Source organism: Klebsiella sp. CN_Kp097 (assembly GCF_040064495.1).
In the GTDB taxonomy this organism is placed as follows: Bacteria; Pseudomonadota; Gammaproteobacteria; order Enterobacterales; family Enterobacteriaceae; genus Klebsiella; species Klebsiella aerogenes.
The window spans coordinates 139,935-163,393 of the sequence record NZ_JBEAIL010000019.1 but is presented as its reverse complement, the minus strand read 5'-3'; the positions used below and the strand labels follow the sequence as shown (position 1 = coordinate 163,393).

General features: G+C 53.1%; 24 protein-coding genes. 16 read left to right on the top strand and 8 right to left on the bottom strand.

Annotated elements, in window-relative coordinates:
• Both ABLV07_RS17110 and ABLV07_RS17105 read left to right on the top strand, forming a co-directional pair.
• Positions 1-217, top strand: a 217-nt coding sequence (locus ABLV07_RS17110; RefSeq protein ID WP_205414387.1) for a hypothetical protein, incomplete at its 5' end; no start/stop codon positions are given.
• Between the two features lie 130 nt (positions 218-347).
• Positions 348-1,079, top strand: a complete 732-nt coding sequence (locus ABLV07_RS17105) for an arginine ABC transporter substrate-binding protein (RefSeq protein WP_045413441.1) — start codon at positions 348-350, stop codon at positions 1,077-1,079.
• A gap of 41 nt (positions 1,080-1,120) precedes the next feature.
• Here ABLV07_RS17105 and orn read toward each other — a convergent pair whose 3' ends face one another.
• Complete coding sequence (orn, locus tag ABLV07_RS17100; RefSeq protein ID WP_015704162.1) at positions 1,121-1,666, bottom strand: oligoribonuclease; 546 nt, start codon at positions 1,664-1,666, stop codon at positions 1,121-1,123.
• Between the two features lie 94 nt (positions 1,667-1,760).
• Between orn and rsgA the strand changes: the two genes are divergently transcribed.
• From rsgA to mscM, 3 genes are all read left to right on the top strand, one after another.
• Complete coding sequence (rsgA, locus tag ABLV07_RS17095; protein WP_348853877.1) at positions 1,761-2,822, top strand: small ribosomal subunit biogenesis GTPase RsgA; 1,062 nt, start codon at positions 1,761-1,763, stop codon at positions 2,820-2,822.
• A 150-nt stretch (positions 2,823-2,972) separates the two neighbouring features.
• Complete coding sequence (gene asd / locus ABLV07_RS17090) at positions 2,973-3,935, top strand: archaetidylserine decarboxylase (protein WP_015368643.1); 963 nt, start codon at positions 2,973-2,975, stop codon at positions 3,933-3,935.
• Positions 3,936-3,959: 24 nt separating this feature from the next.
• Positions 3,960-7,286: a miniconductance mechanosensitive channel MscM gene (gene mscM, locus ABLV07_RS17085; RefSeq protein WP_015704159.1), complete on the top strand. Its 3,327-nt coding sequence runs from the start codon at positions 3,960-3,962 to the stop codon at positions 7,284-7,286.
• Positions 7,287-7,329: 43 nt separating this feature from the next.
• Here the strand turns inward: mscM and yjeM are convergent, their stop codons facing one another.
• Positions 7,330-8,832, bottom strand: coding sequence for a glutamate/gamma-aminobutyrate family transporter YjeM (gene yjeM / locus ABLV07_RS17080; RefSeq protein WP_020079824.1), 1,503 nt, complete (start codon positions 8,830-8,832; stop codon positions 7,330-7,332).
• 202 nt (positions 8,833-9,034) lie between these two features.
• Positions 9,035-10,012 (bottom strand): elongation factor P--(R)-beta-lysine ligase, encoded by a 978-nt coding sequence (epmA, locus tag ABLV07_RS17075; RefSeq protein WP_015368646.1) that lies wholly within the window; start codon positions 10,010-10,012, stop codon positions 9,035-9,037.
• A gap of 277 nt (positions 10,013-10,289) precedes the next feature.
• On the opposite strand from epmA, the gene frdA reads away from it, so the two are divergent.
• The 5 genes from frdA (at position 10,290) to ABLV07_RS17050 (ending at position 14,227) form a co-directional block, all read left to right on the top strand.
• Positions 10,290-12,080, top strand: coding sequence for a fumarate reductase (quinol) flavoprotein subunit (frdA, locus tag ABLV07_RS17070; RefSeq protein ID WP_015368647.1), 1,791 nt, complete (start codon positions 10,290-10,292; stop codon positions 12,078-12,080).
• Positions 12,073-12,807, top strand: a complete 735-nt coding sequence (gene frdB / locus ABLV07_RS17065) for a fumarate reductase iron-sulfur protein (RefSeq protein WP_015368648.1) — start codon at positions 12,073-12,075, stop codon at positions 12,805-12,807. The genes frdA and frdB overlap by 8 nt, the downstream gene beginning before the upstream one ends.
• 10 nt (positions 12,808-12,817) lie before the next feature.
• Positions 12,818-13,213, top strand: coding sequence for a fumarate reductase subunit FrdC (frdC, locus tag ABLV07_RS17060; protein ID WP_015368649.1), 396 nt, complete (start codon positions 12,818-12,820; stop codon positions 13,211-13,213).
• A 10-nt stretch (positions 13,214-13,223) separates the two neighbouring features.
• Entirely contained in the window at positions 13,224-13,583 is a 360-nt protein-coding gene (frdD, locus tag ABLV07_RS17055) for a fumarate reductase subunit FrdD (RefSeq protein WP_015368650.1), read from the top strand.
• Positions 13,584-13,696: 113 nt separating this feature from the next.
• Entirely contained in the window at positions 13,697-14,227 is a 531-nt protein-coding gene (locus ABLV07_RS17050) for a lipocalin family protein (RefSeq protein ID WP_015368651.1), read from the top strand.
• Here the strand turns inward: ABLV07_RS17050 and sugE are convergent.
• The 4 genes from sugE to efp all read right to left on the bottom strand — a co-directional run bounded on the left by sugE (position 14,224) and on the right by efp (position 15,747).
• Complete coding sequence (sugE, locus tag ABLV07_RS17045; protein ID WP_015704154.1) at positions 14,224-14,541, bottom strand: quaternary ammonium compound efflux SMR transporter SugE; 318 nt, start codon at positions 14,539-14,541, stop codon at positions 14,224-14,226. The genes ABLV07_RS17050 and sugE overlap by 4 nt on opposite strands.
• Before the next feature lie 138 nt (positions 14,542-14,679).
• Positions 14,680-14,826 carry a lipoprotein toxin entericidin B gene (gene ecnB / locus ABLV07_RS17040; protein ID WP_015368653.1) on the bottom strand — a complete coding sequence of 49 codons (147 nt, stop codon included), beginning with the start codon at positions 14,824-14,826 and terminating at the stop codon, positions 14,680-14,682.
• 158 nt (positions 14,827-14,984) lie between these two features.
• Positions 14,985-15,116 (bottom strand): entericidin A/B family lipoprotein, encoded by a 132-nt coding sequence (locus tag ABLV07_RS17035; protein ID WP_015368654.1) that lies wholly within the window; start codon positions 15,114-15,116, stop codon positions 14,985-14,987.
• 64 nt (positions 15,117-15,180) lie between these two features.
• A complete protein-coding gene (gene efp, locus ABLV07_RS17030; protein WP_003855940.1) occupies positions 15,181-15,747 on the bottom strand; it encodes an elongation factor P in 567 nt (188 codons plus the stop codon).
• A gap of 42 nt (positions 15,748-15,789) precedes the next feature.
• Between efp and epmB the strand changes: the two genes are divergently transcribed.
• Positions 15,790-16,821, top strand: a complete 1,032-nt coding sequence (epmB, locus tag ABLV07_RS17025) for an EF-P beta-lysylation protein EpmB (RefSeq protein WP_047045360.1) — start codon at positions 15,790-15,792, stop codon at positions 16,819-16,821.
• Between the two features lie 155 nt (positions 16,822-16,976).
• Here the strand turns inward: epmB and ABLV07_RS17020 are convergent, their stop codons facing one another.
• Positions 16,977-17,528 carry a winged helix-turn-helix domain-containing protein gene (locus ABLV07_RS17020; RefSeq protein ID WP_045367391.1) on the bottom strand — a complete coding sequence of 184 codons (552 nt, stop codon included), beginning with the start codon at positions 17,526-17,528 and terminating at the stop codon, positions 16,977-16,979.
• A 501-nt stretch (positions 17,529-18,029) separates the two neighbouring features.
• On the opposite strand from ABLV07_RS17020, the gene ABLV07_RS17015 reads away from it, so the two are divergent.
• The 5 genes from ABLV07_RS17015 (at position 18,030) to ABLV07_RS16995 (ending at position 23,459) form a co-directional block, all read left to right on the top strand.
• Positions 18,030-18,599, top strand: a complete 570-nt coding sequence (locus ABLV07_RS17015; protein WP_015368657.1) for a fimbrial protein — start codon at positions 18,030-18,032, stop codon at positions 18,597-18,599.
• A gap of 56 nt (positions 18,600-18,655) precedes the next feature.
• The gene (locus ABLV07_RS17010) at positions 18,656-19,342 is read left to right on the top strand and encodes a molecular chaperone (RefSeq protein WP_015704151.1); all 687 of its coding nucleotides are present in this window, start codon (positions 18,656-18,658) and stop codon (positions 19,340-19,342) included.
• 33 nt (positions 19,343-19,375) lie between these two features.
• The gene (locus ABLV07_RS17005; RefSeq protein WP_126026877.1) at positions 19,376-21,922 is read left to right on the top strand and encodes a fimbria/pilus outer membrane usher protein; all 2,547 of its coding nucleotides are present in this window, start codon (positions 19,376-19,378) and stop codon (positions 21,920-21,922) included.
• 23 nt (positions 21,923-21,945) lie between these two features.
• Positions 21,946-22,962, top strand: a complete 1,017-nt coding sequence (locus ABLV07_RS17000) for a fimbrial protein (protein ID WP_032709650.1) — start codon at positions 21,946-21,948, stop codon at positions 22,960-22,962.
• A gap of 131 nt (positions 22,963-23,093) precedes the next feature.
• On the top strand, positions 23,094-23,459 hold the full coding sequence (locus tag ABLV07_RS16995; RefSeq protein WP_015704148.1) for a hypothetical protein: 366 nt from the start codon (positions 23,094-23,096) through the stop codon (positions 23,457-23,459).

Below are 23,459 nucleotides of genomic sequence, written 5' to 3'. Positions count from 1 at the left end.
AACTCGCGACCCCGACCTTGGCAAGGTCGTGCTCTACCAACTGAGCTATTCCCGCGTTACTGCTTTTTTGCCATATTTCGATGGCGTCGTAATTTGCATTTCTGCGTCGTTACGGGAGGCGCATTATACGAGAATTCGATTCACCTGCAACCCCCTGGCGAGCACTTTTTTTCGTTTTTTGTTTGAATGGACATTTTCTCGCCACACAGCCCTCTGAATTGTATAAATAACCGCCATAATTAGCAAAATATCTTTTTACCCCCGCGCGAATGGCGCAAAATCGCCCGCATGACACCGCGGAGGTTATCCGCGAAAAGGTCCACCATGACGACAATCAGGGATTCAGAATGAAAAAAGCGCTTACCGTCCTGCTGCTGACCACATCCTTCATCGGAACGGCTTCTGCCGAGACTCTCCATTTTGGCACCACAACCGCCAATCCGCCGTTTGAGACCGTCAAAGGCAAAGGCCAGGCAACGGGTTTCGACATTGATTTGGCCAATGCGCTGTGTAAGCAGATGCAAGCGGAATGCAAATTCACGCCGCAGCGCTTTGATACCCTCATTCCGGCGCTGCGCTTTAAAAAGTTCGACGCCATTATCGCCGGCATTGAAGTGTTGCCGATGCGTGAAAAGCAGGTCGCCTTCAGCCAACCTTATCGCCAGGAGCTATCCGGCGTGGTAGTCACGGCAAAAGACGCCGCCCACGGGTTTGCCGACCTGCAGGGTAAAAAGCTCGCCGTCGTCAAAGGTAGCGTCCACCAGCGTTATCTACGCGATAAACAAAAAGGCATTCAAACCGTCGCCTTTGGCAACGATAGCGACGCGCTGGCGGCGTTGAAAAGCGGCGAAGTCGACGGCGCGATCGGCGATTTAGCGACGATGGACCAGTGGCTGGCGGATAATCCTGATTACGCCGAGATGAAAGAGCGCGCCACCGACCCGGCCTACTACGGCAAACAATATGCGATCGCGGTACGCAAAGACGACCCGGAATTGCTAAAGCAGATTAACGACGCGCTGGAGGCCGTGAAGGCGTCGCCGGAGTTCCAGCAGATGGAACAAAAGTGGTTTAAGTAACACATCAAAAAGAACGGGGCCATGTCGGCCCCGTTTACGCTTCAGAGCTTAATAAAATGCTCGCGATAATAGGCTAACTCGGCGACGGATTCACGGATATCGTCCATGGCCTGGTGAGTGCCCTGCTTTTTAAACCCATCGAGGATTTCCGGCTTCCAGCGGCGCGCCAGCTCTTTCAGGGTGCTGACGTCGAGATAGCGATAATGGAAGTAAGCTTCAAGTTCCGGCATATATTTGAACAGGAAGCGGCGGTCCTGACCGATGCTGTTGCCGCAAATTGGCGATTTTCCCGCCGGCACCCACTGCTTGAGAAACTCAATAGTGGCCAGTTCCGCTTCGCGGTCGCCCACGGTACTGGCCTTCACGCGATCGACCAGGCCGCTGCCGGTATGAGTGCGCACGTTCCATTCGTCCATTAGCGCCAGCTGAGCATCAGACTGGTGCACGGCAATGGTCGGGCCTTCTGCCAGAATATTCAGATTCGCGTCGGTGACCAGGGTGGCGATTTCGATAATGCGATCGCGCTCGGGATCCAGCCCCGTCATCTCAAGATCGATCCAAATCAGGTTGTTTTCATCTGCACTCATGCTATTTTCCACCCTTCTTGCGTGACTATATTCATCTAAAATAGCGTGTATCATAGAGGTTTTGCCCCATCAGGGCGACCAGGAGCCAGTTCGATTGAGTAAAAATAAGCTCTCCAAAGGCCAGCAGCGCCGCGTCAAGGCCAACCACCAGCGCCGCCTGAAAACGACTTCGGAGAAGGCCGACTACGATGACAACCTGTTTGGCGAGCCTTCTGAAGGTATCGTTATCAGCCGTTTTGGTATGCATGCCGATGTCGAATCCGCGGATGGCACGACCCACCGCTGCAACATTCGCCGGACCATTCGTTCTCTGGTAACCGGCGACCGCGTGGTCTGGCGGCCAGGTAAAGACGCAGCCGACGGGGTTAACGTCAAAGGTATCGTCGAAGCGGTACATGAACGCGCCTCGGTGCTGACGCGCCCGGACTTTTACGACGGCGTGAAGCCTATCGCGGCAAATATCGACCAAATCGTGGTGGTTTCGGCCATTTTACCCGAACTGTCGCTCAATATTATCGACCGCTATCTGGTGGCCTGCGAAGCGCAGAATATCGAACCGCTGTTGGTACTGAATAAGATAGACCTGCTGGACGATGACGGCATGGCCTTCGTCAACGAGCAGATGGATATCTATCGCCAGATCGGTTATCCGGTATTGATGGTGTCCAGCCATACTCAGGACGGCCTGAAGCCGCTTGAAGAGGCGCTGACCGGGCGCATCAGTATTTTTGCCGGCCAGTCCGGGGTGGGTAAATCCAGCCTGCTGAACACGCTGCTGGGACTGCGGGATGAGCAAATCCTGACGAACGACGTCTCCGATGTGTCAGGGCTCGGCCAGCACACCACCACCGCCGCGCGTCTTTATCACTTCCCACACGGCGGCGATGTGATTGACTCTCCGGGCGTGCGCGAGTTCGGGCTGTGGCATCTTGATGCGGAAAAAATCACTAACGGCTTTGTCGAATTCCATGATTATTTAGGCCATTGCAAGTATCGCGACTGCAAGCACGACACCGACCCAGGTTGCGCCATTCGCGAAGCGGTAGAAAAAGGCGCTATCGCTGAAAGCCGTTTCGCCAACTATCACCGCATCCTGGAAAGTATGGAACAGGTGCAGGTAAAAACGCGTAAAAGCTTTTCATCAACCGACGACTGACATTTAAGCTGTCGTCGCTATACGTACTCGCTTTGCCAGCACAACGGCGCGGATACAATTCGCTGAAGTTTACGTATAGAATCGTCCCCCTTTTCAGTACCCCGCGCCAAAGTGGGGTCAGGAACGACAATTAACGGCCTGGAGGCTACCTTGTTAAACTCGTTTAAACTCTCGCTACAATACATTCTGCCTAAACTGTGGCTCACCCGCCTCGCAGGCTGGGGGGCAAGTAAACGAGCAGGCTGGCTGACTAAACTGGTTATCGATCTGTTCGTCAAATACTACAAGGTCGATATGAAAGAGGCGCAGAAGCCAGATACCGCCGCTTACCGCACCTTTAACGACTTCTTCGTTCGCCCGCTGCGTGACGATGTTCGCCCGCTCAACACCGATCCCAACGTGCTGGTGATGCCGGCTGACGGCGTTATCAGCCAGCTTGGCGCTATCGAAGATGACAAAATTCTGCAGGCCAAAGGCCACAATTACACCCTGGAAGCCCTGCTGGCGGGTAACTACCAGATGGCTGACCTGTTCCGTAACGGTAGCTTCGCCACCACTTACCTGTCGCCGCGCGACTATCACCGCGTGCATATGCCGTGCAACGGTATCCTGCGTGAGATGATCTATGTCCCGGGCGATCTGTTCTCGGTAAACCACCTGACCGCGCAAAACGTACCGAACCTGTTTGCTCGCAACGAGCGCGTCATCTGCCTGTTCGATACTGAATTCGGCCCGATGGCGCAGATTCTGGTCGGCGCAACGATTGTTGGCAGCATCGAGACCGTCTGGTCCGGCACCGTGACGCCGCCGCGCGAAGGCATTATCAAGCGCTGGACCTGGCCTGCAGGCGAAAGCGAAGGCTCCGTTGCGCTGCTGAAGGGCCAGGAGATGGGTCGCTTTAAACTGGGCTCAACGGTGATTAACCTGTTTGCGCCGGGCCAGGTGAAGCTGGTTGAACAACTGCAAAGCCTGTCAGTCACCAAAATCGGCGAGCCGCTGGCCACGGCCGTAGAAACTGATATCTCCGTGGAACCTGCGCCGTTGCCGGAAGAAGAGATCCGCGCCGAACACCGCGCCAGCCCGCTGGTTGACGATAAACAAGACGAAGGTTAATTCCTGACGACAAAGGGTTACGCCGTGCGCCTGATATACACTTTTCTGTTGGCCTTGAGCCTCAGCTTCGGGGCGTACGCAGCGACGGCCCCGGACGTCAAGCAAATTACCCAGGAACTGGAACAGGCGAAGGCGGCGAAACCCGCCCAGCCTGAAACCGTAGAGGTCCTGCAAGCCGCGTTGAATGCGCTGGAGGAACGCAATGCCTCCGTTGAGCGCGCTCGCCAGTACCAGGATGTCATCGATAATTTTCCCAAACTGTTTCAAACTCTCCGCGCCCAGTTAGCGAATGTCAGCGAAACGCCGCACCAGGTACCTACCGCCCTCACCGCCGACGCGCTGAATCAGGAGATCCTGCAGGTCAGCAGCCAGCTTCTGGAAGCCAGCCGCCAGGCGCAGCAGGAGCAGGATCGGGCGCGGGAAATTGCCGACTCTCTCAACCAATTGCCTCAACAGCAAACCGACGCCCGCCGCAAGCTTAATGAGATTGAACGTCGCGTCGGCGCGCAGCCCGGCAATACGCCGCTGGCGCAGGCGCAAAATCTCGGTCTGCAGGCGGAATCCGCGCGTCTGAAAGCGCTGGTCGACGAGCTGGATCTGGCCCAACTCTCCGCTAACAACCGCCAGGAGCTGTCGCGCATCCGCTCTGAGCTGGCGCAGAAACAGAGCGAACAACTCGATGCCTACCTGCAGGCGCTGCGCAATCAGCAGAACAGCCAGCGCCAACGCGAAGCGGAAAAGGCGCTGGAAAGTACTGAGCTGCTGGCGGAAAACAGCGAAAACCTGCCGCCGGGGATCATCGACCAGTTCAAAATCAACCGCGAGCTGTCGCAGGCGCTCAATCAGCAGGTCCAGCGCCTGGATCTGGTAGCCTCGCAGCAGCGACAAGCCACTAATCAAACGCTCCAGGTGCGCCAGGCGCTGAACACCCTACGCGAACAGTCGCAGTGGCTGGGATCATCGAATCTACTGGGCGAAGCGCTTCGCGCCCAGGTCGCCCGTCTGCCGGAGCGCCCGCGCCCACAGCAGTTAGATACTGAAACGGCCCAGTTGCGCGTGCAGCGCTTGCATTACGAAGACCTGCTCAGCAAGCAGGCGCAGCTACGGCTGATTCGCCAGGCCGACGGCGAACCGCTCACCGCGGACCAAAACCGCATCCTGCAGGCGCAACTGCGCACCCAGAGCGAGCTGCTTAACTCGCTGCTACGCGGCGGCGATACCTTGCTGCTCGAACTGACGAAACTGAAAGTCGCCAACGGCCAGTTAGAAGACGCGCTGAAAGAGATTAACGAAGCAACCCACCGCTATCTGTTCTGGACCTCGGACGTCAGCCCAATTGGCTTCTCCTGGCCGCTGGAAGTGGTGCAGGATCTGCGTCGTCTGATCTCGCTTGATACCATCAACCAGCTCGGCAAGGCCAGCGTCATGATGCTGACCAGCAAAGAGACGCTGTTCCCGCTGTTTGGCGCGCTGGTGCTGGTGGGCTTCAGTATCTATTCGCGCCGCCACTTTACCCGCTTCCTTGAGCGCTCCAGCGCGCGGATTGGCAAGGTGACTCAGGATCATTTCTGGCTGACGCTGCGTACCGTGTTCTGGTCAATTCTGGTGGCTTCGCCGCTGCCGGTATTGTGGATGACGCTCGGCTACGGATTGCAGGCGGCCTGGCCCTTCCCGCTAGCGGTCGCCATTGGCGACGGCGTGACCGCCACCGTGCCGCTGCTGTGGGTAGTGATGATTTGCGCTACCTTCGCCCGGCCGAATGGATTGTTCATCGCCCACTTCGGTTGGCCGCGTAACCGCGTCGCCAAAGCCATGCGCTACTACCTGATGAGCATTGGCCTGATTGTGCCGCTGATAATGGCGCTGATCATGTTTGATAACCTCAACGACCGCGAATTCTCCGCCTCGCTGGGCCGCTTGTGCTTCATGCTGATATGCGGCGCGCTGGCGCTGGTTACGCTGAGCCTGAAACACGCCGGGATCCCGCTGTATCTTGATAAAGCGGGCGACGGCGAGAACATGGTGAACCGTCTGCTGTGGAACCTGCTGCTCGGCGCGCCGCTAATCGCGATGCTGGCGGCGGCGGTGGGCTATCTTGCCACCTCGCAGGCGCTACTGGCGCGACTGGAAACCTCGGTCGCCATCTGGTTCCTGCTGTTGGTGGTTTACCATATTATTCGCCGTTGGATGTTGATTCAGCGTCGGCGTCTGGCCTTCGATCGCGCCAAACACCGCCGTGCGGAAATCCTCGCCCAGCGCGCCCGCGGCGAAGAAGATACCGCCCACTCCACCAGCACCGAAGGCTCGGTCGAAGCGGAAGTCAGCGAAGTCGACCTCGACGCCATCAGTACCCAGTCCCTGCGCCTGGTCCGCTCGCTGCTGATGCTGATAGCCCTGCTGTCGGTGATTATTCTGTGGTCGGAAATTCACTCGGCATTCGGCTTCCTCGAAAATATCTCGCTATGGGATGTGACCTCCACGGTACAGGGGGTCGAAAGTCTTGAGCCTATTACCCTCGGCGCCGTACTGATTGCCATTCTGGTGCTGATTATCACCACCCAGCTGGTGCGCAATCTCCCGGCGCTGCTGGAGCTGGCGATTCTGCAACATCTGGATTTGACGCCGGGTACCGGCTACGCCATCACCACCATCACCAAATATCTGTTGATGCTAATTGGCGGGCTGGTCGGCTTCTCGATGATTGGTATTGAGTGGTCGAAACTGCAGTGGCTGGTGGCGGCGCTCAGCGTCGGTCTTGGTTTTGGTCTACAGGAAATTTTCGCCAACTTTATCTCCGGCCTGATCATCCTGTTTGAGAAACCGATCCGTATCGGCGATACGGTCACTATCCGCAGCCTGACCGGTAGCGTGACGAAAATAAATACCCGCGCCACCACCATCAGCGACTGGGACCGCAAAGAGATCATTGTGCCGAACAAAGCGTTCATCACCGAACAGTTCATCAACTGGTCGCTGTCGGATTCGGTCACTCGTGTGGTGCTGACTATCCCGGCGCCCGCGGAGGCCAATACGGAAGAGGTCACGCAGATTCTGTTGACCGCCGCTCATCGCTGCTCGCTGGTGATTGATACCCCGGCGCCGGAAGCGTTTCTCGTTGACCTGCAGCAGGGGATTCAGATTTTCGAGCTGCGTATTTACGCCGCCGAGATGGGACACCGTATGCCGCTGCGTCATGAGCTACATCAGCTGATTCTGGCGGGTTACCGCGCGCATGGCATCGACATGCCGTTCCCGCCGTTCCAGATGCGTCTGGAAAGCCTGGATGGCCTGCGCAGCAGCCAGCCGCTGAACTCAGCGGGTAAAAGCAGCCGTACGCCAGGAAGTTTGTAAGCACTAACTAGCCCGGTGAGCGCTTCACCGGGCATTCTCTTTCTTAACCCTCCGCCAGCGCTACCTGTACCGCCGTTCTCTGACGATAGTTCTCGTAGATCCCTAGCGCCAGTAGCGAGAAGAAAATCGGCCCGCCGACCATCCACAGCGTACTGTTCCAGTCGCCGGAATCCATCACCGGCTGAATAACGGTGAAGATATTGGCGAACGCTACCACCAATACCACTATCGTCGTCGCCAGCAGCGTACTTATGCGGCTTTTGAACATCACAAATGGACGATCGAGATCGGCTTTGGCCTTAAAGAACGGGAAAGCTATCGCCAGGAACAGATACGGCAAGGTCATTGAGACGTTAGCCATCAGCGTCAGCTTGTTATAAAACGCCGAGGCGGTATCGCCGCCGAAGGAGACCAGCAAAATAAACAGACTCACCAGCAGACACTGCAGCCACATGGCGTTAGCCGGCATGCCGTTGGCGTTAACTTTGGTCATCATCGTCGGCCACAGCGCTTTCGGCGTCCCCTGAATAATCGCCTTCAGCGGCGAATAGCTCAGGGTGAAGAATGCGCCGGTATAGGCCAGGAACATCGACAGCCCGGTAATGCGCGCAAACCATACGCCGGTCAGCGCCGCCGCCTGCGGCGACAGATGCAGCGCCTGTCCAAGCGTTGCGCCAAGGCTGGTCATCAACACATAGGTGATATTGCCGAGGTTGGTACTGTGGTTGCTCAATACCTGCTGCCAGTTGGCGCTGACGCCCCACAGCACGATGGCCAGCGAGTAGCCGATCGAAATCACCAGCGCGGCGATAATAATACCTTTGGCAAAGTTCTTTTCCGGCTTCTCGGTTTTATCCACCAGCCCGCCGACCGCTTCAATTCCGCCGTAGGCGAAAATGGCGAACACCACGAAAGAGAGCATCGCCAGCCCGGATTGATATCCTGGGTTCGGCGACGCCGTGAAATCCAGCGATTGTGCGAAATGGCCGCCGTTCAGCAGCAGAATCGCCCCACTCACCAGCAGAAGCACCAGGTTCAGGCACATCACCGCGATGCCGCCGACGGCGGTAATTTTGGCAATCTTATTTATCCCTTTCGCCGCCACCAGCGTCACCAGCACCATCCAGCAGGCGGCCAGCACGCCGACGGTTTGCGTCGAGGTTAAGCCGGCAAAAGCCCAGCTCTGGGTTTTATCCGCGCCGAAGAGAAAGGTCGAAAAAGGGACCCAAATTTTCGCCGCGGTGCTGACCATCCACACCACATAAGAGGAAAACCACATAAAGGTGCCAATAAATGCAAATCGCGGCCCGACGCTGCGGTTCATCCACGAATAAATCCCGCCCTCTTCCTTACGATATGCCGAACCCATCTCCGCCATCATTAAGGCGAAAGGAATAAAGAAAAACAGCGCCGAGAAAAGATAAAACGGCATCGCGCTATAACCCATCAGATAAAACGCCGAAGGGCTGTTGGCAAAGCCAAACACCGAAGTAAAGATCATTAATATCAGCCCAATCAGGCTCATCTTCTTGATTTGTTGAGGCATAAATCGATCCAAACGTGAGCGTCGCCGAACGGCGTCGCCAGGTAAGCAGAAATTGAACGCGGATCCTAGCAATAATCCAGTTTGAAATTGTGGTTATTAGGGCTAATGCAGCGGGGAGAACTGTAAAAATCTTTGAATGAAGGGGAAAACGCTAACGGCGGGAAACCGCTTCCCTCTCCTCATGAAAGGGAAGCGCAGTTAATCAGGCGCGATCGACGGTGAATGAGATCACTTCGCCGATGGTCTCTACACCTAACGCCAGCATCACCAGGCGATCGACGCCCAGCGCGACGCCGGAACAATCCGGCAGGCCGGCTTCCAGCGCAGCCAGCAGATTATAGTCGATGGGCTGCTCCGGCAGGCCACGGGCCGCACGTTTGCGGTTGTCCTGCTCAAAACGCTGCTGCTGTTCGCGCGCGTCGGTCAATTCATGGAAACCGTTCGCCAGTTCCATCCCCTTGTAGTAGACCTCGAAGCGCTCGGCGACGCGGTGATCTTCGGTGCTGATCTGCGCCAGCGAAGCCTGGCTTGCCGGGAAGTGATAGACGAACGTCGGACGTTCTTTACCGATGTGCGGCTCTACGCCCATGGCGAACAGCAACTGCAGCAGCGTATCGCGATCTTCTTCCGTATCAGCGATATTACTGAGATCGAGCTTTGCCGCCACTTCGCGCAGCTGGGTTTTATCTGCCGAGAGCGGATCGATCTCCAGATAGCGCTGGAAGGCCTGTTGATAAGAGAGGCTTTCCGCGGGTTGGCACTCGAGCACCTGCTGCAGTAAATCGTCAACTTCGTTAATCAGACGATACATGTCGTAGCACGGACGGTACCACTCCAGCATGGTGAACTCTGGATTGTGGTGACGGCCCATCTCTTCATTACGGAAGCTTCGGCACAGCTGAAATACCGGCCCGCACCCGGCGGCCAGCAGCCGCTTCATGTGGTATTCCGGGCTGGTCATCAGATACAGATTCAGACCCTGAGAGTGGCCGGGGCCGACGAAACGGGTTTCAAACGGGAACATGTGGATATCGGTCACCGTTGCCTGACTCATACAAGGCGTTTCCACCTCCAGCACGCCGCGGTCGGTAAAGAAACGGCGAATTTCCGCCATTACAGCCGCACGTTTTAACAGATTTGGAATGGATGCGCTCGGCTGCCAGGTTGCCGTCTCGCTCATGGTACTTTTCTCCGATTTCATACAAGGGCACGAAGTCTACTCGCAACCGTCGAGTGAAACAAATTTTGTGCAATCCGGCGGCGATATTACATCCTGATAATTTATTGCTAACTTAATTGCATAAATAAAATTGATAAATTAGCGCACGGATTGATAAAAAAATCGAACGCGTCAATTTTCCCCACCATCCCTATGGCTATACTCATTTACCTATAAAGGAGCAGTGATACTTTTTCGCCAGCCCGGCGGCGAAATACACAAAAACTGGAGGAATGTCGTGCAAACTTTTCAAGCCGATCTTGTCGTCATTGGCGCAGGCGGAGCAGGTCTTCGCGCAGCCATCGCCGCTGCGCAGGCTAATCCAAAAGCCAAAATCGCACTGATTTCAAAAGTCTATCCAATGCGTAGCCATACCGTCGCCGCCGAAGGCGGTTCTGCGGCGGTCGCGCAGGATCACGATAGCTTTGAATACCATTTTCACGACACCGTCGCCGGCGGCGACTGGCTCTGTGAACAGGATGTTGTAGACTATTTCGTACATCACTGCCCCACGGAAATGACCCAGCTTGAGCTGTGGGGTTGCCCGTGGAGCCGCCGCCCGGATGGCAGCGTCAACGTTCGCCGCTTCGGCGGGATGAAAATCGAACGTACTTGGTTCGCCGCCGATAAAACCGGCTTCCATATGCTGCATACCCTCTTCCAGACCTCCCTCCAGTTCCCGCAAATTCAACGTTTCGACGAGCACTTCGTGCTGGATATTCTCGTCGATGACGGCCAGGCCCGCGGCCTGGTGGCAATGAATATGATGGAAGGCACGCTGGTGCAAATTCGCGCCAATGCGGTCGTCATGGCTACCGGCGGCGCTGGCCGCGTCTATCGCTATAACACCAACGGCGGCATCGTCACCGGCGATGGCATGGGCATGGCGCTGGGCCACGGCGTCCCGCTGCGCGACATGGAGTTTGTCCAGTATCACCCAACCGGCCTGCCGGGATCGGGGATCCTGATGACCGAAGGCTGCCGCGGCGAAGGCGGTATTCTGGTGAATAAAAACGGCTATCGCTACCTGCAGGATTACGGTATGGGGCCGGAAACGCCGCTCGGCGAGCCGAAAAACAAATACATGGAACTCGGCCCGCGCGATAAAGTCTCTCAGGCCTTCTGGCACGAGTGGCGCAAAGGCAACACCATTCCGACGCCGCGCGGCGATGTGGTTTATCTCGACCTGCGCCATCTTGGCGAGAAGAAACTGCTTGAACGCCTACCGTTCATCTGCGAACTGGCGAAAGCCTATGTCGGCGTCGATCCGGTGAAAGAGCCCATTCCGGTGCGCCCGACCGCCCACTACACCATGGGGGGTATCGAGACCGACCAGCAGTGCGAAACCCGCATCAAGGGCCTGTTCGCCGTGGGCGAATGTTCCTCCGTCGGCCTGCACGGCGCCAACCGTCTGGGATCCAACTCGCTCGCCGAGCTGGTGGTCTTTGGCCGCCTTGCCGGTGAGCAAGCTATGCAGCGCGCAATGGCCGCGGGCGAAGCCAACAACGCGGCGCTGGATGCGCAGGTCAACGACGTGGAAAACCGTCTGAAAGACCTCGTCAACCAACAAGGCAATGAAAGCTGGGCCAAAATCCGCGACGAAATGGGTATGTCGATGGAAGAAGGCTGTGGTATTTATCGCACGCCGGAGCTGATGCAAAAAACCATCGATAAGCTGGCCGAGCTGCAGGAGCGCTTTAAGCGCGTGCGTATCACCGACACCTCCAGCGTGTTCAATACCGACCTGCTCTACACCATTGAGCTGGGCCATGGTCTCAACGTCGCCGAATGCATGGCGCACTCCGCTATCGCGCGTAAAGAGTCTCGCGGCGCCCATCAGCGTCTCGATGAAGGCTGTACTGAACGCGACGACGTCAATTTCCTCAAGCATACGCTCGCCTTCCGTGAGGCTGACGGCAGCACGCGCCTGGAGTATGGCGATGTGAAGATCACCACTCTGCCGCCGGCTAAACGCGTGTATGGCGCCGAAGCGGAAGCCGCTGAGAAGAAGGAGACGACCCATGGCTGAGATGAAAAAACTGAAAATTGAAGTGGTGCGCTACAACCCGGAAGTCGACACCGCGCCGCACAGCGCCTTCTATGAAGTCCCTTACGACGAACAAACCTCGCTGCTCGACGCGCTGGGCTATATCAAAGATAACCTCGCGCCGGACTTAAGCTACCGCTGGTCGTGCCGCATGGCGATCTGCGGCTCCTGCGGCATGATGGTCAATAAGGTGCCAAAACTGGCCTGTAAAACCTTCCTGCGCGATTACAGCAAGGGTCTGAAGGTTGAAGCACTGGCTAATTTCCCGATTGAGCGCGATCTGGTGGTCGATATGACCCACTTTATCGAAAGTCTGGAAGCGATTAAGCCGTACATCATCGGTAATGCGCGCACGCCGGATCAGGGGCCGAATAAACAGACCCCGGCACAGATGGCGAAATACCATCAGTTCTCCGGCTGCATCAACTGCGGTCTGTGCTATGCCGCCTGTCCGCAGTTTGGTCTGAACCCGGAGTTCATTGGCCCGGCGGCGATCACCCTCGCCCATCGCTACAACGAAGACAGCCGCGACCACGGCAAAAAGGAACGTATGGCGCAGCTCAATGCCCAGAACGGCGTGTGGAGCTGTACTTTCGTCGGCTTCTGCTCCGAAGTTTGTCCGAAGCATGTCGACCCGGCGGCCGCCATTCAGCAGGGCAAGGTAGAAAGTTCGAAAGACTTCCTGATCGCCACCCTGAAACCACGCTAAGGAGTGCACTATGACGACTAAACGCAAACCCTACGTGCGGCCCATGACCTCCACCTGGTGGAAGAAGCTGCCGTTTTATCGCTTCTATATGCTGCGTGAAGGGACAGCGGTACCAACGGTCTGGTTCAGCATCGTGCTGATTTACGGCTTGTTCGCCCTCAAGCACGGCGCCGAAAGTTGGGAGGGCTATGTGGCCTTCCTACAAAACCCGATTGTGGTGATCCTCAACCTGATCACTCTTGCAGCGGCGCTGCTGCACACCAAAACCTGGTTTGAGCTGGCGCCGAAAGCCGCCAACATCATTATTAAAGGCGAGAAAATGGGGCCTGAGCCGCTGATTAAAGGGCTGTGGGCGGTTACGGCGCTGGTTAGCATCGTGATCCTGTTTGTCGCGCTGTTCTGGTAAGGAGGCTGATATGATTAATCCCAATCCAAAACGTTCCGATGAACCGGTGTTCTGGGGGCTGTTTGGCGCAGGCGGTATGTGGGGGGCGATTATCGCGCCGGTGATGGTGCTGCTGGTCGGCATTCTACTGCCGCTGGGGCTCGCGCCTGGCGATGCTTTCAGCTACGAACGCGTTTACGCCTTCGCCCATAGCTTCATCGGTCGCCTCTTTATCTTCCTGATGATTGTTTTGCCGCTGTGGTGCGGCCTGCACCGTATCCACCATGCGATGCACGACCTGAAAATCCACGTGCCGAACGGCAAATGGGTCTTCTATGGCCTGGCGGCGATTTTAACCGTCGTCACCCTGGTCGGCGTGTTATTTATCTGATGCAACATCTCGCCCGGTAGCAATCTGTTACCGGGCTCGCTTATCGACAAAATCGCCCTACTTTTTTCCTGCCGCTATCTACACTTAGAGAAAAAGCGGTAAGGAAGATACCTATGCGTCTGCTGCCAGTGTTAACCGTGGTTATCGCGTCATTGCTGAGCGTTGCGTGCAGCAATCCCGTTCCTCCCGCTGGCGTGACCGTCGTCAGCCCATTTGAAAGCCAACGCTTCCTCGGCACCTGGTATGAAATCGCCCGCTTCGATCATCATTTCGAAAGCGGGCTGGAAAAGGTTACCGCGACTTACAGTCTGCGCGGCGATGGCGGCATTGATGTGGTTAATAAAGGTTATAACCCCGAGCGTGGGATCTGGCAGAAAACAGACGGCGTTGCCTGGTTCACCGGCGATCCCAACCGCGCGGCGCTGAAGATCTCTTTCTTCGGCCCCTTCTATGGCGGCTACAACGTGATTGCGCTGGATAAAGAGTACCGCCATGCGCTGGTTTGCGGCCCGGATCGCGATTACCTGTGGCTACTGGCGCGCACGCCGAAGATTTCGCCACAGGTGAAACAGCAGATGCTGGATATCGCCACCCGGCAGGGCTTCGACGTAAGCAAACTGATTTGGGTTAACCAGCGCTATTAATGCGCGCTGAGTTTCAGCCCGATAATGCCGATCACAATACAGGCGAGGCTCGCGATACGCATCGGGCTTGCGGATTCGCCCAGCAGCACGATGCCGGTTATCGCTGCGCCAACGGCGCCGATCCCGGTCCACACCGCATAGGCGGTACCCACCGGCAGTGATTTCATCGCCCACGATAACAGCGCCATACTGACGACCATAGCGGCTATGGTAATCACACTTGGCAACAGGCGGCTAAATCCATGGGTATATTTCAGGCCGACGGCCCACACGACTTCCAGCAAACCGGCGATAAAGAGAATGATCCAGGACATAAGGCTCCAGTAATGGGGCCGTCCCCGGATGAGATACGCTCACGGGTCGTCCCGCAAGGTGGTTGAAAACGTCGGGATTATAAACAACGGCGCCGGCAATGTGAAGACCGGTACGGCGCGAGGCCGTACCGGTAATGTTTAATTCTGAGCTTTGGTCGCCGCACCAGAGATAGCGCTGCCGCCGTCAGAAATGTCTTCACCGATACCACGCGTGGTGTTACATGCGGTGAGCACAGAAGAAAGGACCAAAACAGTAAAGAACGCCGCAATCGTTTTTTTCACCATAATATCATCCTTATAAACAGTTTTTGTTTTCTTGCCCTATAAGCATAGCCAAACTGATTCAGAATGAAGGGATAGTCGCGTTTTTTAAGAGAAAAAGAGGTTCAGGCGGAACTTAGCAAGATGAATTCAGAGAATGAGAATGATCTAATGAAATGAGATTAGCTAACGGCGTGAGAAATGGCATGCCCCAACCCCTGGATATCTTCGCCAAAACCGCGAGCGGTATTGCATCCAGTAAGCAACGCGCCGCTGAGCAGCAGCAAGGCAAGAAGTTTGAGCGTCTGGTTCATGTTAGTCCCGGCGTGAAAATGAAGGCGCAGCAACCAGGCTGCGCCCACCGTCTCAAAGCATGAATTACTTCACGCGAGATACGTATTCGCCGGAGCGGGTATCTACTTTGATGACTTCGCCGATCTGAACGAACAGCGGAACTTTAACCACTGCGCCAGTGGACAGAGTCGCCGGCTTGCCGCCAGTACCTGCGGTATCGCCTTTCAGACCTGGATCGGTTTCAACGATTTCCAGTTCAACGAAGTTCGGCGGCGTGACAGCGATAGGCTGACCGTTCCACAGGGTAACGATGCACTCAGCCTGATCCAGCAGCCATTTCGCGTTGTCGCCGATAGCTTTAGCATCAGCAGACAGCTGTTCGAAGGTTTCGTTGTTCATGAAGTGCCAGAACTCACCGTCGTTGTACAGGTAAGTCAGGTTCATATCGACAACGTCCGCGCCTTCTGCAGAGTCGGTGGACTTGAAGGTTTTTTCTACACGGGTGCCGGTCAGCAGGCGGCGCAGCTTAACGCGTGCGAATGCCTGGCCTTTACCTGGTTTAACGAATTCGCTGGCTTCAACCGCATACGGTTCGCCATCCATCATGATTTTAAGACCAGCACGAAAATCGTTGCTATAGTAAGTCGCCATAAGGCCCTCTGAAATTGTTTAACTTGGTAGCTAAGCCACAAAATGGCGCATATTGTAACCCTAAATACCCCATCCAGAGAAGATTGGATCACGCAACTTGCCGATGTTGTGACCAGTCCCGATGAACTAATGCATCTTTTAGATCTGGAAACAGATGCAAACCTATTGGCGGGACGCGATGCGAAGCGTCTCTTCGCGCTGCGCGTACCGCGCGCGTTTATCGCGCGTATGGAAAAAGGTAATCCAAACGATCCTCTTCTTCGTCAGGTACTTACCGCACAAGAAGAGTTTGTTGCCGCCCCAGGTTTCTCCACCGATCCGCTGGAAGAACAACACAGCGTTGTACCTGGCCTGTTGCATAAATATAGCAACCGGGCGCTATTGCTGGTGAAAGGCGGCTGTGCGGTCAACTGCCGCTACTGCTTCCGCCGCCACTTCCCTTATGCCGAGAACCAGGGCAATAAACGCAACTGGCAGGCGGCGCTCGAGTACATAGCCGCCAATCCGCAGCTTGATGAAATTATTTTTTCCGGCGGCGATCCGCTCATGGCCAAAGACCATGAGCTTGACTGGTTGCTGACGGAACTGGAAGCGATCCCGCATATTAAACGGTTACGCATCCATAGCCGCTTGCCGATTGTCATACCGGCGCGGATCACCGAAGGGCTGGCGGCTCGCTTTAACACCTCATCGCTGCAGATACTGTTGGTCAACCATATTAATCATGCCAACGAGATCGGCCCGGAGTTCCGGGCAGCGATGGCGCGGCTGCGGCAAGCGCGCGTAACACTACTCAACCAAAGTGTTCTGTTACGCGGAGTTAACGACAATGCGCAAACCCTGGCGGACCTCAGCAATACATTGTTCGACGCCGGGGTAATGCCCTACTACCTGCACGTGCTCGATAAAGTCCAGGGCGCAGCCCACTTCATGGTAGAAGATGAGGAAGCACGGGCGATCATGCGTGAGCTATTAACGCTGGTATCTGGTTATATGGTGCCAAGACTGGCACGTGAAATCGGCGGCGAACCGAGTAAAACGCCGCTGGATTTAGGTTTGAAACAACAGCCCTAGGCCCCTCTCTGCCGGCCCTGTCCGGCAGATACTTGAAAAGCATATTTTCCAGTTAAATATACCACTAGTTTTCCAGCCTTCGCCTGAATACAGTGCTTTCTTGAGCTTTATAATTATATATTAAGTACAATTTAAACGATGTAGTAATAATGTTTCTAATAAAATAACGAAAGGATATTAGTTACAGCCATAATTACGAACATAAGAATAAACCACATGGGTAATTTAAATGTTCTATCTCTTTTGTTTTCAATATAATTTTGGCGTTCATTGTTATTTATCTCTGGCACGCTATCTTCTATTGTTACAACCTTTTTTATTAAGGGGGTTATCTGGCAGGTAGACACTTCTTCCTCAGCTTTGACAACCGGTACGATCGAGGAACCAGTTGCAAGAATAAACCCACGCTGCCTGACAGTAACAATGATATCCTGTGATAACCCAGCCTTCAGCAGTGATTTTCTGAGCAATGATATGTTTTGATAAAAAGTATTTTGTGCGACGACAACCCCCCTTGTTTTCCAGACAGATTCCAGAAATTCTTCTCGAGAAATGATTCGTCCATTACTTTCAATTAACAATTGTAGACAACGTGCAGTTGGACCATTCAAGTTAATGCTTTCACCATTTCCATTAACAGGTCGTAACTCACTCATATTCACATCGAATATGACTTCATTATTAATAATGAACTCGCTAAATGCCATAATGCTTTTCCTTTTATTCATTAGTCACGTGAATTAAACATGAAGTTAATGAGATTCCATTTTTGAACTTGAGCAAATAGCCCTAAACAGCCCTGCCGTTAGATAGTTTCACATCTCAATCATTGGCTCTCCATTTTCGAACGGCGCTAAGGCCAACGTGACCTTTTAACGAAAAGGAAGCCAAGTATATTGTCGAACATTCATCACGTTAACGCAACTACTATTCAAGGAGATTAAAATGTGAAACGTTCCTCCCATCATTAAAATAGGTTATTCAATTAAAATTCACATGCATTTTACCTGCTTGCCAATTAAATTCCTCACTGCTCCCGTCTTACGCTAATTGCGGGCAAGTACCTGCATATTACAAGGGACACCAAAGGAGTAAAGAACGGGATAGTGTTAAGACTCAGCGTCAATTAACGGTTATTCAGTGATCCGTTAATTAAAACTGAGGCAACATCTATTTCAGGGATTACGTATTTATACATGGACAAATAAATGAAAAAAACAATCGTAGCTGTAATGGTTGCTGCATCTGCAGTTCTGAGCGCACAGGCAATGGCCGCTAACACTGCTGAAGTGACCGTTCTTGGCGAAGTCAACGACTCCTCTTCTTCTTGCGTAGTCACCCCGACTGGTACTCTGAACAACGGCATCGTTCGTCTGACTTCTGTTACCACCAGCGAAGCGAATGCACAGACTGCTAACGTCCTGTTCAAAAGCCAGAAGTTTGGTTTTGACGTTTCTGATTGTGCCAAAGGCAGCGAAAAACCAGCAACCGGCCTGACTGTTGCAGTTACTGGTACCACCAGCGCCAACGCAACAATTCTGGACAACACCGCTGACGACGGCGCTGCCGGCATCGGTATCGGCATCGCGAAAGCCAGCGATGGTTCTCGTGTAGCCTTCGATGGTTCCCAAACCATGGCTGAAACCTACACTGACGGTTCCGTCACTTCTCTGAACTATTACGCGGGTTATGTGAAAGTAAACGAAGCTACCACCGTAACCGAAGGTCCGGTTAAAGGCGTAGCAACCTTTACTATCGACTATACCACTGGCGCTTAATTTTACCCCGAAGGGCTCGCTGTCTGGCGAGCCCTTTTTTCGTTTAGAGAAATGCTATGTTCAGGACCTTATTTAAACTTGTCTTTCCCTGTTTTTTACTGATAAGCGGCATTGCGCATGCCGGTATCGTCATTGAGTCTACCCGCTATCTTTACAAAGAAGGCTCCCGTGAAGTAACGGCACAAATAGAGAACAAAGACGGTATCCCCTATTTAATCAAGTCCTGGATTGAGACCCCAAAAGGACAAACGCCGTCATTCATGGCCACGCCGCCACTGTTTCGTCTCGAAGCAAAACAACAAAATACCGTTCGCCTGTTTTCTACAGGTAATGTCGCGGCGCCAACCGATCGCGAATCGATATTTTATTTCAACGTTATGGCTATTCCCCCCGCGGATGATACGAATGCTAAAAATAATACCATCCAGCTGGCGGTTCGCCATCGTATGCGTCTGGTATTTCGGCCAAAATCGCTGTTTGATATGACCCCGAATACCGAAGCGGCAAAACTTGAATGGCGAAAATCAGGCAATAAATTATCAATTAAGAACCCTACGCCATTTTTCTATTACTTCAATACAATAAAAATCGGTAATACCGAAATTAAAAATGAAGTGAGTTCTGTCCCGCCGATGGAGACCAAGGAAGTCACTTTAAAACAAAATGTAACCGCATCAGGTATTACATGGAAAATAGTCAACGATTATGGCGGAGCCGGAACGCTCTATTCATCATCGTTGTAATTGGAAGTTGTTTAACCTTATAGGGATGTGTCTATGCAAAATAAAAATAAAGACCTATTCAAACTATCAGCGCCAGGAATTGCATTACTGGCCGCGTTTTTTTCTGGTTTGGATAACAAAGCGCAAGCACGTGATTTTTTCGATCCCTCATTCATAAACTCATTGAATGGTAGCGATCCTTCAAACGCCCCAGACTTATCTGTGTTTGAAGCCAGGAACGCGCAGGCTCCCGGTAACTACCGGGTGGACATCGTCTTTAATGGCCAATACCTGGATACCAAAACTATAAAATTTGTGATTGATAATAGCCGGGCCAGCACCGCTAGCGATGAGATCAAACTGGCGCCCTGCTTCAGTCTCAAGGACTTATCGCAATATGGCGTTAGAGTTAAAGCGTTCACTAAATTGAAAGAAGATGCTAATGGTTGTACTAACCTGACGGTTATTCCAGATACCAAAGCGGATTTTGATTTTAACGCGCAGCGTTTAAATATCTCCATCCCTCAGGCGGCATTATCTACCGTCGTGCAAGGATTTATCCCTGAGGATCAATTTGACGACGGAATTAACGCGCTACTGGTGAATTACCAGTTCAGCGGCTCGGATGATTTCGAATCCGAAGACGAATACTATAGTCTTAACCTCCAGTCCGGCTTAAACCTCGGCCCCTGGCGCATCAGGAATCTGAGCACCTGGAATAAAACAAAAGGCGACGCAGGCGACTGGGAGTCGGCGTACCTGTACATGCAGCGTAGTATACGCCCCATTAACAGTAATTTGGTGATGGGCGAAAGCTCCTCGCTTTCCGGGATCTTTGACAGCGTTCCGTTTACTGGGGTCCAACTCGCGACGGATACCTCCATGCTGCCAGAGAGCCTGCGCGGCTATGCGCCAATTATCCGAGGGATTGCAAAAACCAACGCCAGGGTGATCGTTAAGCAAAACGGCTATCAGGTCTATCAGACCTACGTTGCCCCTGGCGCCTTTGAAATCACCGATATGTATCCCAGCGGCGGTAGCGGCGACCTGTATGTAACCGTAGAAGAATCAGATGGCTCAAAGCAAGAATTCATCGTACCGTTCGCCACGCTACCGGTCATGGTGCGTGAAGGCCAGCTGCAGTATGAAATCACTTCAGGTAAATATCGCCCATATGATGACGGCGTACATGAAACGCCATTTACCCAGGCAACGGCCAGCTACGGGGTGTCCAGTAGCCTGACCGCCTACGGCGGGATGCAGATGGCCTCGCATTATCAGGCGTTGTCATCCGGTCTCGGCTATAACCTCGGCGATTTCGGAGCCGCGTCAGCTGACGTCACCCAAGCCTGGTCAAAAATGCAGGATCGGGAAAAGACTTCAGGACAGTCCTGGCGAATCCGTTATGGTAAAAATATCCTTGATACCGGCACCAACATCACCATCGCTGGCTATCGATACTCTACTAAGGGATTTAACACCTTATCCGAGGTGCTGGATAGTTATGCTAATGACGGTCGCTATACCACCCGTTCATTACGCAATCGCACCAACCTGACCCTCAACCAAAGTCTGGGTAAAGGCCTGGGCAGCGTATCTATTAGCGGGCTGGTTGAAGATTATTGGGATGATAAACGCACCAACAAATCTATCAGCGTTGGCTATAACGGCGGCTTTAGAAATGTGAACTTCTATCTGGGCTATAGCTATAGCCGCTATACCTGGAGCAACAATAGCTCCGACAGCGACGCGCAGGACGATCAGCGCATTACGTTGACCGTCACGCTGCCAATCAGCAACTGGCTCCCTGGCACCTACACCAGCTATCAGCTCACCAATAGTAACCCCGGCTCGACGGATCAATCCGTCGCTATCGGCGGCGTGGGGCTGGAAAACGATAGCCTGGACTGGAGTATCCAGCAGGGATATAGCAACCGTGAGTATTACAGCGGCGACATGCGCGCTACCTATAACGGTTCCCAGGGCAGCATCAATGCCGGTTATAGCTACGATCGTGACAGTCAGCGCGTGGATTATGGCGCCAGCGGTAGCATTATCGCCCACGCCGACGGTATTACGTTAGGACAGGACATCACCGATGCCGCCGTGCTGGTTAAGGCTCCAGGCTTAGATAACGTCAAGCTGACTACCGATAGCACTATCTCAACCGACTACCGCGGCTATGCCATCGTGCCTTACGTCACCCCTTATCGCCGTACTGATATTACCCTTGATAGCACCACACTCGGTGATGATATGGAACTGCCGGAAACCACGCAGAGCGTAGTACCTACCCGCGGCGCCATTGTACGAGCCAACTACGACGGCAAGATCGGACAACGCGCCTTTATTCACCTGAAAACGGCTAGTGGTCAAGACGTTCCTTACGGCGCTATGGTCTTACTAGCCGACGATGCGAAAAGCCAGGCGAGTATCGTCAGCGACGCCGGGATGGTCTATATGTCCGGTCTGCAGCAAACCGGGATGCTCAACGTACAGTGGGGAAAAAGTAGTTCCCAGCAATGTAAAGCCCCCTTCACGTTACCTCCGCGAGAAAGCAAAACCGCTGGCTTAAACCAGATCGAAGCGGTGTGTCGCTAGCCATTATTTAAGGACGAATATTGATGAAGAGAATGTTTATTCTATTAATGCTTTTAGTTACCTGCGGTGAGGCGACTGCAAAATGTAGTTACTCAGGCAGCATCCAGCGGCAAGCATTTACTATTAGAGCAAAAATACCGACAGACGACTCAATTCCAGTGGGAAGCATATTATATTCGGCTAAATACGGCACGGGTAACTATAAAAACTTCTCATGTAGCCAAAAAACTAACGATCAGTATATAACTACCATCAGTACACCAGAAGTAGCTGGCGTTACAGGAATACAGGGAAAGCCAGTATATGAAACCGGAATTGACGGTATTGGATTCCAGATATCCGATCTTCTGGAAAGCAAAAATGGCGCATTAGTGCCTGCTGTCGCGGGCTCAGTACTAGTACCATTTGAAAATACGTCAGATAATTACTATAAATTCATTACCGTGTGGTTTATCAAAACCAAGCAGGTCATTGATACTTCAGGTTCGGACTCAAACCCATCAATAAGTTTCTCTGTCGGCAATCCTACCACCAACCCTGGAAGTAATGACAAACTATTATATACAACCAATATCAAGCTAAAAAACACCAAATATCAGGCAACCTCATGTGACATATCACCATCCAGTTCACAAATAACGCTCGGCCGGATTAAAAAAAGCACGCTAATGTCGGTCTCCCGCGGCGGCGTCACGCCAGAGCAAAAGAATTTCTTATTAACCATTACCTGCCCTGCAGGTTCCATCGGGAATACTTTAATGTACTGGTTTAATCCGATAGGCACCGCGAGCACATCTGGCGATGGTATCATTGATAATATGATAACCGACGATTCTGGCGCCAAAAATGTTGGTATCATTTTCAAACAAACTGGCACCCCGTTAGTCTTTTATGATATGGATAGCTACAGTTTTAATAGTGCCGCAACATCGCAGGTGATCAATCTCACCGCTGATTACTATCGCAAAAGCAATAGTGTTGACGACATTACAAATGGTAGAGTTAAAGCAATGTTAGAAGTAGTTATTCAGGAACAATAAAATCCTCAAACAGACATGAATTCTACATGAATTCATGTCTGTTGAGTTGTTAAAACTACAAACCTCATTTACATTTTCTTCCGTCCTATAATTAGGCCAACCAGTAATAATATTAATTTAAAGGAATAAATATGAAGGAATTAACTGTATTTGAAATGGAAGAGATCTCCGGTGGTTACACTTGGGATTTCTCATCAGTTACCTCCACTATCACTTCACTAGCTAGCAATGCGGTAGAGGCTCTTGCTATTGGAACATTAGGTGCCATTATTGTGTCAGCCGTCGGCACGTGGATTGGTGGTGTTCAAGGCGGTCATAATGGTGGTATTTTGGGACTTGGCCTACTTGGTAATGCTGTAGGGGCTGTTGTTGGCTTTGTTCTTGGTGCTATTACCGGAGCTGCTGGAGCCGTCGCATTCGGTTGGGACAAGTCAATGGCTATTTTCCAGGAATTTATAGATAGTGCCCTTGATGGTACCTTTGCACCGGGATCTTGA